This is a genomic window from Ensifer sp. ENS07 (assembly GCF_014852185.1).
GTDB classification, from domain to species: Bacteria; Pseudomonadota; Alphaproteobacteria; order Rhizobiales; family Rhizobiaceae; genus Ensifer; species Ensifer adhaerens.
In genome coordinates this window covers 120,066-140,054 of the sequence record NZ_JACVBE010000016.1, presented here as the reverse complement: position 1 = coordinate 140,054, position 19,989 = coordinate 120,066, and the positions used below count along the sequence as shown (strand labels likewise).

Here is a 19,989-nt window from a genome sequence, read left to right as displayed (position 1 = left end):
TCACTGAAGCGATTGTGCGCAATCCTAACAGCGGCGCGATTTGGCGACGCGTTTTACCATCATATATATGACAGTATAAAAAATGACAAGCGCACTCAATGCCCATTGGCAGAGCCAGCTGTTTTCGGCTTACGCTCTGCAGGAAGTTTTCGACAAACCGGTTGAGGGAGAGACGCCGCAATCGCGTTTGAAGCAGGTCGGAATGATGACGGTGCTCTACATGATGCACCAAAACCATGAAAAGCTAACACTCTCGAATATAAGCCAAATTACCGGTTTGACGCGCAATGCTGTGGCGGAATCGATCGATCCTCTGATCGCGCGGGGGATATTGACCGAAACGATTGTGAAGAACTCGATGGGACGAGGAACTGCGAGGCAGTTTGAGTTCTGCCCGGACGTTTTCGATCGCCTAAGGTTAAGTCCAGAGCAGCAGAAATCTGGAGCTTAGTGATTTTTATACGACACTAACAGCATCACGCGACGGCGGCGTTGAACCAGCGCGCGCAGCATCGTGACCTTTCAGAAGGCGTAGGTTTGGGGCCGAAAAATTCAACTCGGCCATCCAGGTCTGCTTTTCGGCGGCCGTCAGGCGAATGCCTGCATCGCGATATCCCAAGAGGTACTTTATTCACTTGGCCGTGCGCCGCAGCTCTTCCAGTAGCGGTCGCAGCTTGCGCTTGCACCGTTGCTGCTCGATAAGCCCATCAAGGTGCGCAAGCCACTGGGCGGACCGCCCGCAAGCCTTATGCGCGCGGGCGGCAATCCCGAGCCACAATGCGGCCGTCTCATAGCGGCTTGATCTTCCTTCAGACATAATCGTATCGGCCATGCGGCATGCAAGGACAATCACCCAATCGGGGTGATCCGCCAATGCCCGTTCAGCAAGTCGACCCAGCGTAGGGTCACGTGGACTGAAGAAACGCGTTTCCTGCAGGTCGATGGAAGCAACGGCGTCCGCGACCAAATCCTCGTCGAGCAGGATTTCGATCCGCTCATAGGCGTAAGGTGCCGCCGTCAGCGCCGCAAGCAGCAATTCGCGCAACTTCGGCCAATCCGACGGAGCAACGAGTTTCTTGGCCACGCGGAAATCTTCCCGTGTAAAGCTTTCTTCGAAGGCTACTTGCGTTGCCTTGAACATCATATCCCGATTGCCTACCGCATGCGCCTTTTCGCGCAGCCAGCGTGCCAGCATTGCCCTGCCTGTTCTGTGATGCCAGTTTTCTTCGCCTTCGCCGCACCCGTCTCGCGACAGTCCCCAGGCCGCAACGTCGATCGCGGCTTCCACCCGACCGACAGCCGCGACGGCCTCCGCAAGCCGCAGGAGATCACCATGTGTGGTCAGGCGCAGATGGGCGAGCGCGACCGCCTCATCGACACGCCCCGTCTGCGCCAGCTTCACCGCATGGTCGCAATGAAACCCCGCCGCACGGGAAAGGTTGAGGAAATCCTCACCGCGCCCCATGGCTTCGAGCGCGGCAAGTCGGACCCGTGTCAGATCGTCATCGAGCGGATCGCTACTTCCCCCAGGCGGCCAGCTCTGCCCAAGCCCTGCGAGCGTCGCCTGAAGGCCTGGCTCGTCCCAGCCTTGCATGCAAGCTGCAATGGCAGTAGCAAAGGCATCGTCGGCGCCAAATTTTGCGAGTTCTCCCTGCCAGTCGGCCAGTTCGCCGGCGAGGTCATCGCGCGCCTCCTGCGAGACACCATTCATGAGGGCGGCTTGCGCGATCAATTGATCAAGCCGCGGAAAGAACTCATTCAGGGTTTCATCCCAATCGGCGTTTTCCGGCCAACATGCGGCCAGCCCCGCGGCCACGGATTTCAAGATCGTCAATGCATGGTCGCCGCGCCCTACGGCAAGAAAAGGTTCAGCCTCGTCAATCAGTTGTTCGAGCGCCGCTTGATCGATACCCCCAGCCCGCTCGCCCCAGCTGTGCCGATGCCGCCCCGAACCGGTCGAAGCGAAAAGCGCTTCGGCGCGACGACGAAACGGCACAGGATCGAGCAGCGCGCTTGCCTCGTCAGCCACCAAAACCGCAAATCTGGCATCGAGCCAAAGGGCAAAACCCTCGTCTCTCTCGGTGCGTTCGAGCACAAGTGCCTCAAGCCGTTCACGCGAAAGCGTCCGTAGAAGATCCGGAAGCTTGTTCACCACTTGTTCCATCTGTACTCCTCAAAACTTCGACTTCAGATGCTTGGCAGCGATGCGCCTGGCTTCAAATCAGCTTTAGCTTCGTCGCAAGAGCCGTCGCCTGCGGAAGCGAGTAGGCATTTAGCTTCCTGCGCGCATTATTCATGTGGAAGTTGACGTTCCAGTAGCTCATGTTCTCGATGTCGGCGATTGCTCTCATGGATTTGCCCTCGGACGCCCACTTGAGCATAAGCGCCTGTCTAGTGGTCAAAGCGATGCTCGGTTTTGCGGTAGGCTCAATGTTCGTTTGCTCGATCCGCACATGAAGCTGGGCGACCGCCATGGCGGCCGCTACCGGATCGACATCACCTTTCAGCGAGAGGGAAGGCTTGTGTGAGGCCATGGTCAGCATTGCTATACGTCTGAACGCAGTCGCGACTGGAATGGTGATCCCCGACCGAATACCGAAACCGGCGGCATCCAGATAAAACTGCCGAACGCGCCTCGATCTAACAGTCCTTGAATTTTCGGAAGACCAAGTGAACGCCTTCATCGTCGCCCTTGCAATCTGGATCACAGGATCGATCTCGTTGAAGCTTCTGGCGAAGTACCAATCCTGCCATTCGGGATGATAATTCGAAACGGCGAATGTTCCGATTGGTTGAAGATTAAGGTAGGCGTAATACTCGAAGCCGAGCTCTTGCGCGAGCTCGGTGAGCGCTTCATTGAACATCTCCTTGGTGCGCGCCACGGTGGAAACATCGGTTAGCTTCTGAAACCAGCCCTTCACCTTCTCCTCCTTTTTGCCCTCTCGTCTTACTCAATCAATACTCGGCCCAGCGACATTCTGGACCTTTTGGAGTGCCGCCGGCAAGTTGTGCTCCTGCCAAGGACCGCCATCGCCAACCTCTGACGGCTTACGTTGCCACTTTCCTACCTACTCGCCATGGGCCGGAAGACCGCGCTTGGTGTTGTTTCTTCCGGTATCGTCACCCACAGCTTTGAGCGATCTCGATGCCGCGGCCAGCGTGCGGGCAACTTCTACGATCTCTTCACGGTTCGCGGTCGGGTCCTCTTTGTTCCACGCAAGCCCCATGCCGATCGTAAAATCCACCCCCTCCACTTCCCGAAGCCGGAACGACTGGTGGGGCAAATCTCTGGTCCATTCCGGCACGAAACCTACGCCCATCCCGGCCGCGACCAGCGAAACCAAGGAGAGCGTGTCGTCGCAACTACAGGCAACCTGATCAAGAAGGCCAAATTTTTTGAACTGCTCGAAGAAGTACTTTTCCGTGTAAGATAGATTTGAGCGGGAAAAGGAGATGATCCGCTCCCGTTTCAGATCGCTCATTGTGACGGTCTCCGCCGTCTCAAGCCGGCTGCCAAGTGGCACCGCCAGAAGATATCGTTCGTTGGCGATGCTCTGCCAACGGAGCGATCCAATGTTTTCGACCGGTCGGATGAAGCCAAGGTTGATACGCCCCTTCTCCAGGTCGCGGATGATTGCATCCGTGGAACCGCTGCTCACGTGTATCTGAATATCGGGAAATCGCTTGCCGAGCTTGTTCAGAAAAAGCGGCAAGACACCGAAGGTCGCGGGATATATGGTTCCGATGGTGATCCGATCGACATTCTTGCCGGCAACAGCCCGGACGATAGCGGAACTGTTTTCGATCTCCCGCAGAACATTGATGCACCGCTCGTAAAAAACTTCGCCGGCTTTTGTCAGTTGAACACGACGCGTAGAGCGGATGAGAAGCTGAACGCCGAGCTCCTTTTCCAGCGTTTGTATCTGCACGCTAAGGGCTGGCTGCGCCATGGAGAGCGTCGCCGCAGCGCGGCCGAAATGCAATTCCTCCGCCAGGGTTGCAAAACATCTCATTTGACGGAATTCCATTCGCCTGCCCTCTGCATCCGTGCAAGTCATTCTACAAGGAGATAGATCATCTATTAATCGTCCATATAGATCAATCTGATATTTTTTAATAATGCGAAACCCATTAATTCCTGCAGTAGACGACGAATCGTCTTTATCCTATCGGTTGAGTATGAAAACGAGCCTGGAACATCTTCCCGAGAAGAAGCAGCGCGAACTTGCGCGCGTCGTGGAGATCATCCACGAGGAGTTTGCCGATGCGCTCCAAGGCGGCTCGGCCGATTTCAAGAAGCGCGGTCGGATCCTGAAGATCATCCTCTTCGGTTCCTACGCCCGCGGCACCTTTGTCGACGAGCCGCATACGATGAAGGGCTATCGCTCCGATTACGATATCCTTGTCATCGTCAATTCGAAGAAGCTCGCAGAACCGGAATACTGGGACAAGGCGACCGACCGGTTGATGTGGGACAAGAGAGTCTCGACGCCGGTTGGGCTGATCGTCCATGGCGCCCGGGAGGTGAACAACTTCCTTGCGGACGGACAGTATTTCTTCGTCGATATTCTGCGCGAAGGCATCGTGCTCTACGAACTCGACGACCGGGCTCTGGCGGAGCCGAAACGACTCTCGCCTGCCGATGCGCTCAGGGTCACGAAGGACCACTTTGCGAATCGATTTACGGAAGCCCAGTTGATGCTTCGGACGGGACAGTGGCAAGCTGGCCAGGTTGGTGATGCCCCCGAGTGGAACCGTCTTGCTGCGTTTAGCTTACACCAGGCCAATGAGCAGGCTTACGCCTGTCTGCTCCTCACCCTCACCAACTACAGCCCACCTTCGCACAACCTCAAGTTTCTCCGCGGTCTCGCCGAGGATCGGGATCAGCGGCTGATCGACGCCTGGCCGCGCGACCAGCATCGTTTTACCGCCTGGTACAACATTCTCAACGAAGCCTATGTGAAGGCCCGCTACTCGAAGCACTTTGAGATTACCGAAGAAGGGCTCGGTTGGCTTCTAGAGCGGACGGAGCATCTTCTTCGACTCGTTGAGCTGGTATGTCAGGAGCGACTGGCGGAATTGGGCTCAGCCTAGCTTCCACATTCCTACAACTCCGTACGGCCTGCGTTGAAACGAATTCAGGGCGCGATCAAGCTCGGGATCCTACCACCCCAAAGGTGCCCCAGACCATGCCCGAGCCACCTTCGACATCGCCGATGAAATCGGATGCGCGCCGTCTCCGCAGCGTCCTTAGCGCCGCGCTTCAGGGGTCAGTGAGCGACGAGTTCGTGAAGACGTACTATTTGCGGGATGCATCAATTAGCCACTCGTCTGGTGCACTGGTTGTCCCGCTTGATGCAGGCGATCTCGGCCGTCGAGCATTCGGCAACACGGTTGACGACAACGCAGTGCGAGCACTGATCGGTGAATTCCAGGCAATCCGGATTGGCCTTGATGAAGTCTTGCAGGCTGGCATTCTCGGTCTGCTGCGGCTCAGGAACGGGATCGGCGCCGGGCGTGTCCGCCGCGCGAGCTGTCACTATGCCTGCAATGGCAAGCGCCAGGCAAAGCGCGACACGAAAGCTGCACTGCCTCATCCCCTGCTCCTTCCAGACTAACCCCGAAACGACGCGAAACAGGCCATCGGCCGGAGCTGTACAATTTCAAAGAGTGCCGTCACAACGGCCGCCGTGCAAGCGACCGTCCGGCGCCCTCACCCCAGTTCGTTACGGATCGCCCGCATGAACACCTTGGCGCCGATACCGATCAGGCCATCGGGAAAATCATAATCAGGATTGTGCAGCCGCGCGTGGTTTTCGCCAGCGCCGAGAAAGAACATCGCCGAAGGCGCCACGCGCCCGAAAAGGCCGAAATCCTCCGAACCCTTCATCGGCAGCACGCCCTCGCCGCGATCGTGGCTGACGCCCTCCTCGTCCATAGCGCGCTCCAGCGCGCTTACGGCGGCGTCCGCGTTGCTGCACTGGTGGAACACGTCCTCGTAGCTGATCGCCACCTTCAAGCCGGCAGCACCGGCCTCTTTCGCAACCAGCGCCTCGGCACGGGCCACAAGATCGGCCATGCGCTCGTCGGTCAGTGTGCGCAGCGTCGCCCAAATCTCGGCATAGCCGGGGCTGATGCCGAAGGCCGCCTCGCCAAGCCGCGCATGTGTCACGGTGACAAGCGTATAGTCCTCGTCGAGCGGCCCGTTGTTGCCAAGCGCCGTCAGCCCGGAAAGCAACGCGGCCATCGCAAAGGTCGGCGCAATGCCGTCCTCCGGCGTCGAGGCATGCGCGGTCTTGCCGGAAAGCGAAATCGCATGCCGCGCGAGGCGCAATTGACCGGTCCTGAGCGCAGCGCCGCATGGCCAAAGCGTAATCCCGGAAAATTGTGCAGCGAGAAGGCCAGATCCGGCTTGATGTCAGCAAATTTCGGATCGGCAAGCGCGGCCGCGGCACCGGCGCCGTTCTCCTCCGCCGGCTGGAACATCAGGATCGCGCGGCCTCTCGCCGGGCGCTCGCGTCCAAGCCCTTTGGCCAGCGCCATCAGGATTGTCATATGTCCGTCATGGCCGCAGAGATGCCCCTTGCCCTTAATCTCCGAGCGATGGCCGATTTCCGAAATCTCCTCGATCGGCAGCCCGTCGAGCTCGGCCCGCACCATGACGGTCGGACCCGGCTCGCGTCCTTCATAGATTGCCGCCACCCCGTGCCCGCCAAGGCCGGTCATCACCGCGTCCGGCTTCGTCTCAGCCAACGACGCCACGATCGTTTCCGCCGTTTCCCGCTCCTCGCCCGAGACTTCCGGCCGCCGGTGCAGGTCGCGCCGAAAAACGGTGAGCGCCTCAAGTTCACGGTCGATCAGAAACATTCACGCGCCTCCGCTTCTTTATCAGGATAGAAGCTCCAGTTTCCGGCTCCACTGCTCATGCCCCTGGACAACGCATGATCCTGGTGACCTGGCCCCTTCAAAAGTCTCCCAGCCACGACCTTAGACCATCTTCGCTATTGAAAGAGAAGCGCGAAAGACGTCGTTGGACACAGCTGCAGTGGATCGACTTCAGCCCGATCTCACACTTGCTTTGCCGGTCGCACTGGAACTTGTTCGCCCAGGTCGCAACCAAGAAACCGGTTTCTCGAAACTGCGCCCAAAGTACGCACGGCTCTCGGTCTTCAAGTGAGGCCTCCAACTTGAATGATCGGTTAGCGGCTTCAGACGCGACACGTCTTTGTTCAGACTGCACAGAGCTTGTCGCGCAAGCTGCGTCATATCCGGTTGAATGGCGTATCACACCCCAATTGCTGCAAACTCCAACTTCCCCTACATTGACCAAGTGGTAAAAAAGACGCGCGCCAAACGCGCAATCAATCAGAGGGGAACTTAATGCAAAGCGATTCCTTCAATTTTGCCATTTCCAGAAGAACCCTGATCAAAGCTGCTGGCGCTTCCGCCGTGGTGGCGGCGACGGGTCTGCCGGGCCGTCTGCTCGCTGCGGATCCGATAAAGGTGGCGGCCATCTACACCGTTCCGGTCGAGCAGCAGTGGGTCAGTCGTATCCACAAGGCAGCGAATGCAGCCAAGGAGCGCGGCGACATCGAATATGTCTATTCGGAAAACACCGCGAACAACGATTACGAGCGCGTCATGCGTGAGTATTGCGAGGCGGGTCACAAGTTGATCCTTGGCGAGGTCTTCGGCGTCGAGGATGCGGCCCGCACGGTTGCCAAAGACTACCCGGATGTCGCCTTTCTGATGGGCTCGAGCTTCAAGCCCGACGCCGCTATTCCGAACTTCTCAGTTTTCGACAACTATATCCAGGACGCATCCTATCTGTCCGGCCTTGTCGCCGGCGCAATGACGAAGTCCAAGAACATCGGCATGGTGGGAGGCTATCCGATCCCAGAGGTTAACCGGCTGATGAATGCATTCATGGCCGGCGTGAAGGAAGTGGCCCCGGACACCAAATTCCAAGTCGCCTTCATCGGCTCATGGTTCGATCCGCCAAAGGCCAAAGAGACCGCTTTCGCCCAGATCGATGGGGGTGCGGACTTGCTATATGCCGAACGTTTTGGTGTGTCCGACGCCGCCAAGGAGAAGAAGGTCTTGGCCATCGGCAATGTCATCGATACCCAGGCGGACTATCCGGACACCGTTGTCGCATCCGCACTGTGGCATTTCGAACCGACGCTAGACAAGGCGATCAGCGAAGTGAAGGCCGGCGCGTTCAAGGCTGACGACTATGGCATCTATTCCTTCATGAAAAACGGCGGCTGTTCACTGGCGCCTTTCGGCACCTTTGAGAGCAAGGTTCCGGACGCCATCAAGGGCAAGGTCGCGGAAAAGGAAAAGATGATCAAGGACGGTTCGTTCGCCGTCGAGATCAACGACGCCGAGCCGAAGTCGACCTAGTCTTCCTTCCTCGCGTTCATGGGAGAAGTGGTCGGCTGTGGCGGACCAGGAATTACACTTCGCCAACAGCGACCATTCTCTCCTTGGACGGGAAAGGAAGTCCCCACAACTCCTCTTCCGGTCGCCGACGTGTCTAGCAAAACCGCCCTTCGTCTTTCCCGCATCAGCAAGCGCTTCGGCCCACTCAGGGCTAACGACGCCATTTCGTTTGAACTCAAGCAGGGCGAAGTCATAGCACTTCTCGGGGAGAACGGCGCCGGCAAGACGACTCTGATGAACATTCTGTTCGGCCACTACGTCGCCGACGAAGGAACCGTCGAGGCTTTTGGCAAGCCGCTGCCGCCGGGAGATCCGCGCGCTGCCATAGATGCCGGCGTCGGCATGGTTCACCAGCACTTCACCCTCGCTGACAACATGACGGTGCAGGAAAACATTGCGCTTGGCACGCAGAGCATTTGGCGCCTGCGGCTCGACCGGGCCGCCGCGCGACGGCGCATCGAGCGATTGTCCGCCGATTTCGGCCTCGCCGTCGACCCCACAGCTACCGTCTCCAGCCTTTCAGTCGGCGAGCGACAGCGCGTCGAGATTCTAAAGGCTCTTTATCGCGAAGCCCGAATCCTAATCATGGACGAGCCGACGGCTGTCTTAACCCCCGCCGAGACTGAGGCACTGTTCCGGACGCTGAAGCTGCTCGTCGCCAAAGGCCTGTCGATCATCTTTATCTCTCATAAATTACACGAAGTGATGGCTGTGAGCGATCGTGTGCTGGTTCTGCGTTCCGGCCAGCTCGTAGGTGAGCGCGAAACAGGTTCGACCGATCGCAAAGAACTGGCAGCGCTCATGGTTGGAAAAGAGGTCAAGCCAGCCAACGTCAGTCCGCTGAAGCTCGGAGCACCGCTGCTGGCACTCGAACAGGTCTCCGCAACGGCCTACAACGGGGCGGGCCTCGACAAAGTATCGCTCACCCTCACAGCCGGTGAAATCACCGGAATTGCCGGCGTCGCCGGTAATGGTCAGGCTGTCCTTGCTGCCCTTATCGCCGGCATCCGGCGTCCCACCAGCGGCAGCATTTCCATCGCTGGACGGGACGTCGCCGACTGGTCGCCGCGCGCCGCGCTCGCACATGGCGTGGCCCGCATTCCGGAAGACCGCCACGCTATCGGCAGCATCGGCGACATGAGCGTGACGGAAAATGTCATCGCCGAACGCTACCGAAGCCCTCGGTTCAGCCGCATGGGCTTCCTGAATTGGAAAGCCGCCGGGCGTTTCGCAGAGAAACTCATTGCCGACTACGACGTCAAATGCCCTTCGCCCGAAGCACGCATACGCCTACTCTCAGGCGGCAACATGCAGAAGCTCATTCTCGGCCGGGCCCTTGATGCCGACCCCGCGGTCATTCTGGCAAGTCAGCCGACACGCGGCCTCGATGTCGGCGCCGTCGCCTATGTTCATCGCATGCTGCTCTTAGCGCGAGATCGGGGCGCCGCGATATTGCTCATTTCGGAAGATCTCGAAGAAGTCCTGGCATTGTCCGACCGCATCTTCGTTATGTTCAAGGGGCGCCTTTCCACACCCTCTGCAAGGGGCGAACGCAGCATTCGGGAACTGGGGGAACTGATGGCGGGCCACAGCGGGGAGCGCGGCGATCATGCGGCTTGAACCGAAACCCGCGCTGTCCCTGGCGATCACCTTGCTGTTTCCGCTGGCTGCCATAGGCACCACACTGGTGCTGACGTCGGTACTGGTTCTCGCCGCCGGCGCTTCCCCACTGTCCGTCTTCTATCTTGTGGCGAAGGGGGCGGCCGGCTCACAGTTCGCATTCCTAGAGACCTTGACCCGGGCGACGCCACTGATCTTCACGGGTTTGGCGATCGCCGTCGCCTTTCGGGCAAAGCTCTGGAACATCGGCGCAGAAGCCCAACTCTACATCGGTGGCGTCGTCACCGTGGCGCTGGGAACGGGCGCACTGCCCCTGCCTTCGGTTGTTCTAATCCCGGTAATTATGGTCGCCGTCATGGCCGCAGGCGCGTTGCTTCTGTTCGGCCCAGCCGTGCTGAAGACGCGTTTCGGCGTCGACGAGGTGGTCACAACGTTGCTGCTTAACTTCATCGTCCTGCTGTTCGTGTCGATGCTGCTCGAAGGTGTGCTCAAGGATCCGATGGGGCTCGGCTGGCCGCAATCGCAGAAGGTCATTGCCGAAGCACAACTGCCGCGCCTTATCCAGGGCAAGCGCCTGCACTATGGCTTCATCATCGCCCTTGCTTCGGCCGTCCTCATCTGGATCGTCATGAAAAAGACGGTTCTCGGTTACGAAATGCGCGCCGTCGGCATCAATCCCGAGGGCGCACGTTTTGTCGGAATTCTGGTCGACCGCACTCTGATGAAGACGGCGTTGCTTTCGGGAGGACTGGCCGCTCTCGCGGGTTTTTCCGAAGTCTCCGGGCTCAAAGGCAACCTGACGCTCGACCTGTCGCCAGGCTACGGCTACGCGGGCATCGTCGTCGCTATGCTGGCCATGCTGAATCCGCTCGGCGTCATCGCCTCTGCCATCTTCGTCGCCGGCATCTTCGTCGGCGCAGATGCCATGAGCCGAGTGGCCAAGGTACCGAGTTACATAGCCGACGTCATGGTCGCCACCTCGTTACTGACGATGGTTGTCGCGATCCTTCTGACGCGATTCCGAATCAGGTGGAGGTGACATGGACGCGCTCGAAATCCTCTTCACCGCTTCTTTCTGGGTTGCCGCAATCCGCATAGCATCTCCGCTGATTTTCGCGACGATGGGCGAGTTGATCTGCGAGCGCGCGGGCGTTCTTAACCTCGGCATCGAGGGGATCATGACGGTAGGCGCTTTCGCCGGCTGGTTTACCGTATACTCCGGCGGCGATCTTTGGGCCGGCTTGCTGGTCGCTGCCCTTTTCGGTGCTATGTTCGGCCTGCTGCATGCGACGCTTACGGTACCACTCGGACTGTCGCAGCACGTCGTCGGCATCGGTGTTACGCTACTTGCCACAAGCCTTACCTATTTCATCTATCGCCTTGCGCTGCCCGAAGTGACGTCGCCGCCCAAAATCGAGCCGTTCCAGCCCCTGCCGATCCCGGGCTTATCCAGCATCCCGGTCGTTGGCGAGGCGCTGTTTACCCAGACGCCATTGACCTATCTCGCATTCATCTCGGTTGCAGCCGTTGCCTGGATCCTCTATCGCACGCCCATCGGTCTCGCCGTTCGTGCTGCCGGCGAAAATCCGTCAGCGGTCGAAGCGCAGGGCATTTCGGTCACGGGTATCCGCATGGGCGCCGTTGTCGTCGGTAGCGCGTTGATGGCGGTCGGCGGCGCCTTTCTCACCACCTCGGCTTTCAACTCGTTCTTCTTCCAGATGATCAATGGACGCGGGTGGATTTGCATCGCACTCATCGTCTTTGGCTCATGGCGGCCAGGAAAGGCGCTGATCGGCGCCGTCCTCTTCGCCGCCTTCGATGCCTATCAGGTTCGTCTGCAGCAAATTTCGGGCGGCATCGTGCCCTATCAGGTTTTCCTGATGATGCCCTATGCGCTGTCGATCCTGGCGCTGATCCTGGTCGCACGTCGTGCCGCATACCCTAAAGCTTTGATGATCCCGTACCAGAAAGGCGAAAGATGAGTTTTGACCTGATCGTAAAAGGTGGCACGCTACCCGATGGCAACGTCGCCGACATCGGCATCAAGGGCGATAGGATCGCCGCGATCGAGCCACGCATCGATGCCGAGGCTGGTCGTGTCGTCGATGCCTCGGGCGACCTCGTCAGTCAGCCCTTTGTCGATCCGCATTTCCATATGGACGCAACGTTGTCCTACGGCCTGCCACGTATCAATGCCTCAGGTACGCTGCTCGAAGGCATCGCGCTGTGGGGCGAACTCAAGCCGCTCCTGACCCACGAGGCCGTCAAGCAGCGGGCGCTAGCTTATTGCGACTGGGCTGTCTCGATGGGTCTCCTCGCCATCCGCACCCATGTCGATACATGCGACGACCGCCTTCTTGTGGTGGAAGCACTGCTAGAGGTTAAGAAGGAGATCGCCCCCTATATCGACCTCCAGCTTGTCGCCTTCCCGCAGGACGGGTTCTATCGCTCCCCGAATGCTCGCGAAAACACCATCCGCGCCCTCGACATGGGCGTCGACATCGTCGGTGGCATTCCGCATTTTGAGCGGACCATGTCCGACGGCACGCGTTCCGTTACCGAACTATGCGAGATCGCGGTAAAGCGCGGCGTGATGGTCGACCTGCATTGTGACGAGACGGACGACCCGTTATCACGCCATATCGAGCAGCTTGCCTATGAGACCCAGAGGCTCGGCCTGCAAGGCAGGGTAGCTGCCTCGCACCTTACATCGATGCATTCGATGGATAACTACTACGTCTCGAAGCTACTGCCGCTGATTGCGGAAGCCGACATCTCAGTGATCCCCAATCCACTCATAAACATCATGCTTCAGGGGCGCCACGACACCTACCCTAAGCGCCGTGGCCTGACGCGAGTGCCCGAGATGCTGAAGGCCGGCATCCGCACCGGCTGGGGTCAGGATTGCGTGCTCGATCCCTGGTATTCCCTCGGTACAGCCGATATGCTCGACGTCGCCTTCATGGGAATGCACGTCGCCCAGATGTCCTCGCCCACAGACATGCGCACCTGCTTCGACATGGTCACCAAGATCAATGCCGAGATTATGGGCCTCGATCATCTCGGTCTAGCCGTGGGCAAATCCGCAAGCCTCGTCGTACTCCATGCGGGCAACCCCATCGAGGCGGTGCGCCTGCGTGCCGAGCGGCTCTGTGTCGTCGCAAAGGGCAAGGTCGTGGCAGAACGCGAAAAGCGCGATACGACTCTGTCCATTAAGGGCCGTCCCGCGACCATCAACCGCCGTCACATTGTGCCACTGCAAGCGTTTTAATATGCGCACGCACCCGCGCACCGAAGCGCTAACATCTTTGACTTCCCCTAAACATTGGAGGCCTGCGCCTCCAGATAGGGCAGATCACCATGCCAACACCACGACGTTCGGCCTGGTTGGCAATGTCGCCGAGCGTGGCTTTGCGCTGCAGCAGTGCTTTCCGAAATCCCTCGATCGCGACCGGAAGACCGATCTGTTCCCGCACCAGAACGCAACAACACTTTGCCACCTTGCCCCGGTCGCATGAGATCGAGTTTGGCTGCTATCACGGCCTCGATCCTGTTTGGAGGAAACCTTCCTTTCACCGAGCAAGTCAAGCTCTCACTTGAAATCTCGCTTGTCAGTGTGTATATGCAAATGTATATGCAGAGGAGAGTTTTATGCCGCAGATTAGACACAACGAACCTCCTGCGAGGGAAGCTAAGCTCTTCCGGAATAACAAGAGCCAGGCTGTTCGCATCCCGGCTGACTTTGAGCTTCCCGGCGATCGAGTGATGATCCATCGCGACGGGGATCGGCTTATAATAGAGCCGCTGCGTCGCAAGAACCTGCTGGAAGTCTTGGCAGGTCTGGATCCTCTTGGGCTTGAAGATCAGTTCCCAGATATTGACGAGACTTTGTTGCCCGCCAAGGAAATCGACCTGTGAGCAACCTTTTCATGCTGGACACAAATATCGTGTCCGAATTGGCTCGGAACCCGAGAGGGCAGGTCGCTGAACGTATTGCGGCGGTCGGGTCGGAGGCAATCTGCGTCAGCATCATAACGGCGGCAGAATTGCGTTATGGATGCGCCAAGAAGGGTTCCCCAAAGCTGCTGGCCCAAATCGAAGCCCTTCTAGAAAGCATTCTGGTGCTCGCGCTCGACGTGCCCGCCGACGCCAAGTACGGCAACATCCGCACTGAGTTGGAAGCTGCAGGCAAACCAATCGGCCCAAATGACCTATTGATCGCTGCTCATGCCTGTGCCGCAGGCGCAGTCCTCGTCACAGCCAATGCCCGTGAGTTCACGCGCATTCCCAACCTTCGGGTTGAAAACTGGCTGGACGCGACCTCAAAGCAACTTAGGGGTGCATCCAACTGAGAAATGATCAAGTTAGGCAAGGCTCCAGCATCCGCAATGCCGGCGCCGCTTAACAGCTTGCACAGGAGCCAGATCATCTCGGGCGTCAGCCCGAAAACTTCAAAGAAGCTCGACCAAAGATTTCAGCGCAGAGTTTTGGACTTCTCCCAGGGCGGGAAGTAAGCTAAGATTCAACCTGTTCGATATGAGCGGCACCGTGTGCTTCCGGACGACGCGATCTTCGCTGTGAGACCGTCCGGCCACATTTCCTCGCCGGACTCTCACAGGAGAGTCGCCATGTCGAAGCCTTTGAAGAATGTACTGGAACCGTCAAACGAGGCGGGTGCGCAACATGACGTCGCGGTGGCGGCGGCTGTGGAACTTGCGATGGAGTTTTACGGCTGCGACGCCGTGACCGCTGCGGCCAAGCGCGCATTCGAGGCCAGGGATCTCAATCGCGAAAGCCATTACCGGTTCTGGCTTCATATCTTCAAATCCCTGAAAGCCAATCCACGCCTAATCAACGAAATCTGCCAGCCGGGGTGACAGAGCGGCTGCCTGTGGCAACGCGCATAAACCCAAGCGCGGATTCATAGAGCTTGAGGCCCTCAAGACCGAATCCGCTTTGAGCCGTCGGCCAGTTCAGCGAATGCAACACGATTGATATGATTTCAGTATCAATACCGGGAAATCGATATTGGAGATCGCAAGACTGGCTGGCGCAATGTCACCGTACCGACAACACCAACAAAGGGGATCGTCATGAAGTACACTGCGCTGTGCGCGCCCGCGATCGTATCAATGGTTTTGGCTGCGAACGGCCACGCCGAAACGCTCATCGTCAACAGCTATGGCGGGCCGTACGAAACTATCATTCGGGAGCGGATCATTGAGCCTTTCGAGGCCAGGTTCGGGATAAAGGTAATCTACGACGCCGTCGGTTCGGCCTCCCAGGATTACGCCAAGATCAAGGCGACGAATGGCCGCCCTGGCTTCGACGTCGTCGTAATGACCGCTTCCCAATCGCTCGAAGGGTGTAAGGAGGGCCTGCTTGAGGAGTTTTCACCAGAGGAGGTTCCTAATCTTGAGCGTCTGTCGTCGGTGATTGCCGGCGTTGCTGGTCCCTGCGGCGCGGTTCACGAAGTACAGTATCTCTCGCTTCTTTACCGGACGGACAAGCTGGCAGAGCGTCCAAATTCCTGGGACGCGCTCTTGGATGATGGCCTCAAGGGCAAAATCATCCTGCCGACATTCCAAAACGTGATGGCCGCCTACCTGATGGAGATCTTCTCGGTCGCCCATGGTGGAGATCTGCTCGAGAACGTCGATCCCGGCTTTGCCGCCATGGCCAAGCTCGCCGGACAGTCGATCGGCTTTGAGCAGTCATCCTCAGTCATGGAAACGTACCTCAAAGGGGGCGACGTCTGGGCGATGCCATTCTGGAACGGGCGCGCGCAGCTGCTCGTCGATAGCGGTTTGCCGGTCGACTATGTTCTGCCGAAGGAAGGCTCTATCCCCTTGGTCGCAACCCTGAACGTGCCGAAGCACGCGGCGAACCGAGACGCAGCTCTCAAGTTCGTGAACTTCTTTCTCGAAAAGACCAGCCAGGAGGCATGGGTCACCGGCTACAAGGTCGGCAGCGGCAGGATCGACATCGAGGTGCCCGCCGATATCCGCGCCAAGCAGATCACCACCGAGGCCGATCTAAAGGCCCTTCTGTTGCCCGATCTCGCGGCGGTCGCAACACGGCTTTCCGCCTGGGGCGAACGATGGGAACGTGATGTCGTCGCGGCGGCCAAGTGAGGTAGATCATGGCCGTCATTGTTTGCTCCACTCCGACAAAGCCCCCGCCCGCCGGAGCCCCTGTCAAGGGACTTCTGCCGCTGATCGCGCCGTCACTCGTCCTGGTGCTCTTCTTCGCGATACCGATGGGGATGATGATCGGGATCAGCTTTCAAAGTCAAACGGAGGGCGGCCCGACACTTGCGAGCTACAGCCGCTTCTTCAGCAACGACCTTGTCCTTGCTGGCCTGGCCCGCACCGTCGTGATGTCCAGCCTCGTTGCGGTCTGCGTGACCGTCTTAGCCTATCCCCTCGCCTACTATCTGGCTCGCGCCACGTCGCGCTGGCGAACGGTCATCTTCGCGCTTGCCATTGCGCCCGAATTGGCGGGGGTCGTGCTTCGCACCTATGGCTGGCTCATCATTCTTGAAGATCGCGGGTTTATCAATTCCGCGCTGATGTGGACCGGATTGATCACGGAACCCTTGCCTTTGTCGAAAAACCTTTTCGGCGTCGTGGTTGGGCTTACTCACGTCATCCTGCCATTTGGCGTGCTGTCGCTTCTGACGAGCCTCCAGGGTATCAACCCCAGTCTGGAAAAATCTGCGCAAATTCTTGGCGCGTCACGTCTTGCTGTAATCCGGCACATCATCCTGCCGCTCTCCGTGCCAGGAATCGTAAGCTCCTTCTTGATTGGCTTCACCATGGCCGCAAGCGCCTATGCGACCCCTGCCCTCCTTGGCGGCGCTGGTTTCAAAGTCATGGCCACAATGGTCTACGAGCAGGTGCTGTTCTATCTCGATTGGCCCTTCGCGGCGGTCATGGCGAACGTTCTTCTCATCCTGATGCTGGCCGCCGGCTTCGTCGGATCCAAGCTGGAGTCGCGCCTCCACCAAAAACTTCACCTTTAATTTCGGGAGGCTCCGATGAACCGACTGCTCACATATCTGTTCAGGATGGCGCTTGTCGCCATCCTTGCCTTTATCACTCTTCCGCTGGTGGTCGTCGTTGCGGCCTCTTTCAGTCCAACTTCGGCTGTGACGTTCATCCCAAGCGAATGGACCTTTCAATGGTACGCGGCACTATGGACTAGCCGCTGGCTCGATCCGTTTCTACTCAGCGTCGAACTTGCCGTCATCGTATCGCTCGCTAGCGCACTGCTCGGCGTCCTTGGAGCTTACAGCGTCGCCTACGCAAAATGTCCGGGGCATACCGCCATCATGGCGTTCCTCTTGTCACCCATGTCGGTCCCGCAAATCGTCAAGGGCGTGGCCGTCGTCCTGTTCCTGTCCTCGGTTGGACTTTACGACCTGCTAGGGACACCCGGCCTTGTCATGGCTCACGTCATTCTGACGTTGCCCTACGTCGTGCGCATGGCGGCCACCGCGATGTTTGGTTTCGACAAGCGGCTGGACCGCGCGGCACGCGTATTGGGCGCTAGCGTCACGCAGAGGATCCGATACGTGCTGTTACCGCTGATCCGCTCCGGCCTCTTTTCGGGGATGACCTTCGCCTTCATCATTTCCTTCAACAACATCCCGCTCTCCGTCTTCCTGGTCAGACCCGGTCAGACGACACTTCCGATTACCGTCATCAATCATCTCGAATACAGCCTGGATCCGGTGCTTGCGGCCGTGAATGTCGCATCACTCTTCTTCATCCTTGGCGTAATCATCCTTTTCGAAAAGATCGGCGGCTTCTCCGCCCAATTCCACGGGGGTAGCAAATGACCACCATCGATATTGAACTCCTTTCCGTCAGCAAGCAGTTCGGTGCAAACCGCATCGTCGACGATATCAGCCTTGCCATCCCTAAGGGAAAATTCGTCAGCATTCTTGGTCCGTCCGGATGTGGTAAGACGACGACCCTCAATATGATCGCCGGATTTGAAGCGCCCTCGAGCGGACAAATCCGAATTCGCGGCCGCGATCAGCAAGGCGTCCCGCCGGAAGCCCGGAAAATCGGACTGGTCTTCCAGAACTACGCACTCTTCCCGCATATGACGGTCGCCCAGAATGTCGGCTTTGGCCTAAGGATGCAGGGCCGGCCCCGCGAGCAAATCGCCGACGGTGTCTCACGAGCCTTGAAAAGTGTCCATCTTGAGGGCTTTGAGGATCGCTATCCGAAGGAACTTTCAGGGGGGCAACAGCAACGGGTCGCAGTCGCCCGGGCGATTGCGCCCTCGCCGTCGGTGCTGCTTCTCGATGAGCCGCTCTCAAACCTTGACCTTAAACTCCGGGAAGCGATGCGCGTCGAGCTGAAAGAGATCCAGGAAGATCTCGGCATGACCTTCATCTATGTCACACACGACCAGGAAGAGGCGATGGCCATGTCCGATCGGATCATAGTCATGCATGGCGGAGTGGTCGCGCAGGAAGGAGCGCCCGCGGATATCTACGGCCGCCCGAGAACCTCCTTCGTGGCAGATTTCATAGGCAAGTCCAATATCCTCCCGGCATCCGCAGAGACCGGGGCCGATCGGAAGCTGAAGGTTTCCCTCGGCGCGGGAAAGGCGGTGCTCACCGCCGAGCCGGCAGAGGACGTTGATCCTGACGATGTGCGCTTCTGCTGTATCAGACCGGAGGCCGTTAGGCTCGCAGATGCGGCAGGGGCCCTCGACGAACCGGCAAACCGCCTGACGGGAACCGTCCAAAAGGTCGTCAATTTGGGCGCCTATCTCGAGGCCTGGATGCTCGTCGATGGCGGGATCACCTTGAAGTCCATGATCCGCTCGACCCGTCTCGAGAAGCTCTCGGCCGGCTGCCGCGTAGACCTCGCCATCGCCCATTCCGCTGTCCAACTGCTGCAGCAATAGTGACATTCATTGTATTCCAATATTAATGCAAACGAATTGATATTGGAATTCCGACTTATCACTCCGCTAAGCTCTATGTGATCCCGAGCCCGGGATCTTCCCACACAGAGGCGAAGACACACATGAAAACAAGAGTTTCGGCAATCCAGAATGACAGCAACGTCTGCGCAGATATCGTCGGGTTCGATTTCTCCGACTACAACGACGCGGACATTGCGGCAGTTCGATCCTACTGGCTGCAATACGGCGTCATTCGCTTTCGGGCGACCGATATCACAGACCAGCAGCAGGTCGACTTCTCCCGTCACTTCGGAGATTTCGTCATCCATCCCAAGCAATTGCAGGAAGGCGGACACCCGATCCATCGCGAAATCCTGGTGATCAGCAATGTGATGAAGGACGGCAAGCCGAGCGGCGCGCTCGGCAACAGCGAGGCGACGTGGCACACGGACACATGGTTCTACGAACGCCCGCCCGCCGGCGCCATCCTCAGGGCTATCGAGGTTCCCGCTGCCGGGGGAGACACGTATTTCCTGTCGACCTACCAGGCTTTTGAAACGCTCCCCGAGGAGCTACGCAGTGCTGTTGAGGGGCGGCAGATCTTCTTCCAGAACGTCTACGACAAAACGGGGAAATTGCGCCTCGGGAAAGGCGAACCGACGAGCGCGGATTTTCGCGAGTGGAGCGGCGTCGTTCATCCGCTGGTCAGAAGTCACGGCGAGACGGGCCGCAAAGCGCTTTATCTTGGCGGGACGTCGGAAGGGGCGTGGATCGTCGGCTTGCCGCTCGATGAAAGCAACGACCTGATCTCAAGGCTTTGGGAGCACACCACCAACACGCCGGAAGTCTTCGTCCAAAAATGGAGCGTCGGCGACATCGTGATGTGGGACAACCGTTGCACGATGCACCGTCGCGATTCATTCGACCCGAACACGATTCGGATTATGCATCGGACGACGACATCCGGCGAGCGCCCGATCTGATTTGTGAACAACA

Annotated in this window: 20 protein-coding genes and 1 pseudogene; 16 read left to right on the top strand and 5 right to left on the bottom strand. The window is 58.6% G+C overall.

The features are described 5' to 3' along the window. Positions 1-82 precede the first annotated feature (82 nt). Positions 83-451: a MarR family transcriptional regulator gene (locus IB277_RS32495; RefSeq protein ID WP_112975797.1), complete on the top strand. Its 369-nt coding sequence runs from the start codon at positions 83-85 to the stop codon at positions 449-451. Positions 452-631: 180 nt separating this feature from the next. Here IB277_RS32495 and IB277_RS32490 read toward each other — a convergent pair whose 3' ends face one another. Then, complete coding sequence (locus IB277_RS32490; RefSeq protein WP_210339703.1) at positions 632-1,195, bottom strand: hypothetical protein; 564 nt, start codon at positions 1,193-1,195, stop codon at positions 632-634. On the opposite strand from IB277_RS32490, the gene IB277_RS32485 reads away from it, so the two are divergent. Continuing rightward, complete coding sequence (locus tag IB277_RS32485) at positions 1,163-2,131, top strand: hypothetical protein (RefSeq protein WP_210339702.1); 969 nt, start codon at positions 1,163-1,165, stop codon at positions 2,129-2,131. The two genes, IB277_RS32490 and IB277_RS32485, sit on opposite strands and share 33 nt — an antisense overlap. Positions 2,132-2,216: 85 nt before the next feature. Here IB277_RS32485 and IB277_RS32480 read toward each other — a convergent pair whose 3' ends face one another. Further along, positions 2,217-2,921: an autoinducer binding domain-containing protein gene (locus tag IB277_RS32480; protein ID WP_371813735.1), complete on the bottom strand. Its 705-nt coding sequence runs from the start codon at positions 2,919-2,921 to the stop codon at positions 2,217-2,219. A 147-nt stretch (positions 2,922-3,068) separates the two neighbouring features. Next, the gene (locus IB277_RS32475; protein WP_192372713.1) at positions 3,069-4,028 is read right to left on the bottom strand and encodes a LysR family transcriptional regulator; all 960 of its coding nucleotides are present in this window, start codon (positions 4,026-4,028) and stop codon (positions 3,069-3,071) included. A 151-nt stretch (positions 4,029-4,179) separates the two neighbouring features. On the opposite strand from IB277_RS32475, the gene IB277_RS32470 reads away from it, so the two are divergent. Then, the gene (locus tag IB277_RS32470) at positions 4,180-5,094 is read left to right on the top strand and encodes a nucleotidyltransferase and HEPN domain-containing protein (RefSeq protein ID WP_192372756.1); all 915 of its coding nucleotides are present in this window, start codon (positions 4,180-4,182) and stop codon (positions 5,092-5,094) included. 221 nt (positions 5,095-5,315) lie between these two features. Here the strand turns inward: IB277_RS32470 and IB277_RS32465 are convergent, their stop codons facing one another. Both IB277_RS32465 and IB277_RS32460 read right to left on the bottom strand, forming a co-directional pair. Further along, positions 5,316-5,597 carry a hypothetical protein gene (locus IB277_RS32465; protein WP_112975793.1) on the bottom strand — a complete coding sequence of 94 codons (282 nt, stop codon included), beginning with the start codon at positions 5,595-5,597 and terminating at the stop codon, positions 5,316-5,318. 116 nt (positions 5,598-5,713) lie between these two features. Next, positions 5,714-6,867 (bottom strand): annotated as a pseudogene (locus tag IB277_RS32460) (amidohydrolase). 513 nt (positions 6,868-7,380) lie between these two features. Between IB277_RS32460 and IB277_RS32455 the strand changes: the two are divergent. The 13 genes from IB277_RS32455 to IB277_RS32395 all read left to right on the top strand — a co-directional run bounded on the left by IB277_RS32455 (position 7,381) and on the right by IB277_RS32395 (position 19,976). Continuing rightward, on the top strand, positions 7,381-8,406 hold the full coding sequence (locus IB277_RS32455; protein ID WP_192372711.1) for a BMP family protein: 1,026 nt from the start codon (positions 7,381-7,383) through the stop codon (positions 8,404-8,406). An 18-nt stretch (positions 8,407-8,424) separates the two neighbouring features. Further along, positions 8,425-10,065 (top strand): ABC transporter ATP-binding protein, encoded by a 1,641-nt coding sequence (locus IB277_RS32450; RefSeq protein WP_210339701.1) that lies wholly within the window; start codon positions 8,425-8,427, stop codon positions 10,063-10,065. Further along, positions 10,055-11,104 carry an ABC transporter permease gene (locus IB277_RS32445; RefSeq protein ID WP_192372710.1) on the top strand — a complete coding sequence of 350 codons (1,050 nt, stop codon included), beginning with the start codon at positions 10,055-10,057 and terminating at the stop codon, positions 11,102-11,104. Before IB277_RS32450 ends, IB277_RS32445 begins: the two co-directional genes overlap by 11 nt. Position 11,105: 1 nt before the next feature. Then, on the top strand, positions 11,106-12,047 hold the full coding sequence (locus IB277_RS32440) for an ABC transporter permease (RefSeq protein WP_192372708.1): 942 nt from the start codon (positions 11,106-11,108) through the stop codon (positions 12,045-12,047). Next, positions 12,044-13,336 (top strand): amidohydrolase family protein, encoded by a 1,293-nt coding sequence (locus IB277_RS32435; protein ID WP_192372706.1) that lies wholly within the window; start codon positions 12,044-12,046, stop codon positions 13,334-13,336. The genes IB277_RS32440 and IB277_RS32435 overlap by 4 nt, the downstream gene beginning before the upstream one ends. 380 nt (positions 13,337-13,716) lie before the next feature. Next, positions 13,717-13,983 (top strand): antitoxin, encoded by a 267-nt coding sequence (locus IB277_RS32430; protein ID WP_192372704.1) that lies wholly within the window; start codon positions 13,717-13,719, stop codon positions 13,981-13,983. Continuing rightward, entirely contained in the window at positions 13,980-14,417 is a 438-nt protein-coding gene (locus IB277_RS32425) for a type II toxin-antitoxin system VapC family toxin (RefSeq protein WP_034800191.1), read from the top strand. The genes IB277_RS32430 and IB277_RS32425 overlap by 4 nt, the downstream gene beginning before the upstream one ends. A gap of 276 nt (positions 14,418-14,693) precedes the next feature. Further along, positions 14,694-14,942 carry a hypothetical protein gene (locus IB277_RS32420; RefSeq protein ID WP_034800193.1) on the top strand — a complete coding sequence of 83 codons (249 nt, stop codon included), beginning with the start codon at positions 14,694-14,696 and terminating at the stop codon, positions 14,940-14,942. Between the two features lie 216 nt (positions 14,943-15,158). Continuing rightward, positions 15,159-16,199 (top strand): ABC transporter substrate-binding protein, encoded by a 1,041-nt coding sequence (locus tag IB277_RS32415; RefSeq protein ID WP_192372702.1) that lies wholly within the window; start codon positions 15,159-15,161, stop codon positions 16,197-16,199. An 8-nt stretch (positions 16,200-16,207) separates the two neighbouring features. Continuing rightward, positions 16,208-17,089, top strand: a complete 882-nt coding sequence (locus IB277_RS32410) for an ABC transporter permease (RefSeq protein ID WP_371813733.1) — start codon at positions 16,208-16,210, stop codon at positions 17,087-17,089. A 15-nt stretch (positions 17,090-17,104) separates the two neighbouring features. Beyond that, entirely contained in the window at positions 17,105-17,908 is an 804-nt protein-coding gene (locus IB277_RS32405) for an ABC transporter permease (protein WP_192372700.1), read from the top strand. Continuing rightward, positions 17,905-18,993, top strand: a complete 1,089-nt coding sequence (locus IB277_RS32400; protein ID WP_192372698.1) for an ABC transporter ATP-binding protein — start codon at positions 17,905-17,907, stop codon at positions 18,991-18,993. The genes IB277_RS32405 and IB277_RS32400 overlap by 4 nt, the downstream gene beginning before the upstream one ends. A gap of 122 nt (positions 18,994-19,115) precedes the next feature. Next, positions 19,116-19,976: a TauD/TfdA family dioxygenase gene (locus IB277_RS32395; protein WP_112975786.1), complete on the top strand. Its 861-nt coding sequence runs from the start codon at positions 19,116-19,118 to the stop codon at positions 19,974-19,976. The last annotated feature ends 13 nt before the right edge of the window (positions 19,977-19,989 follow it).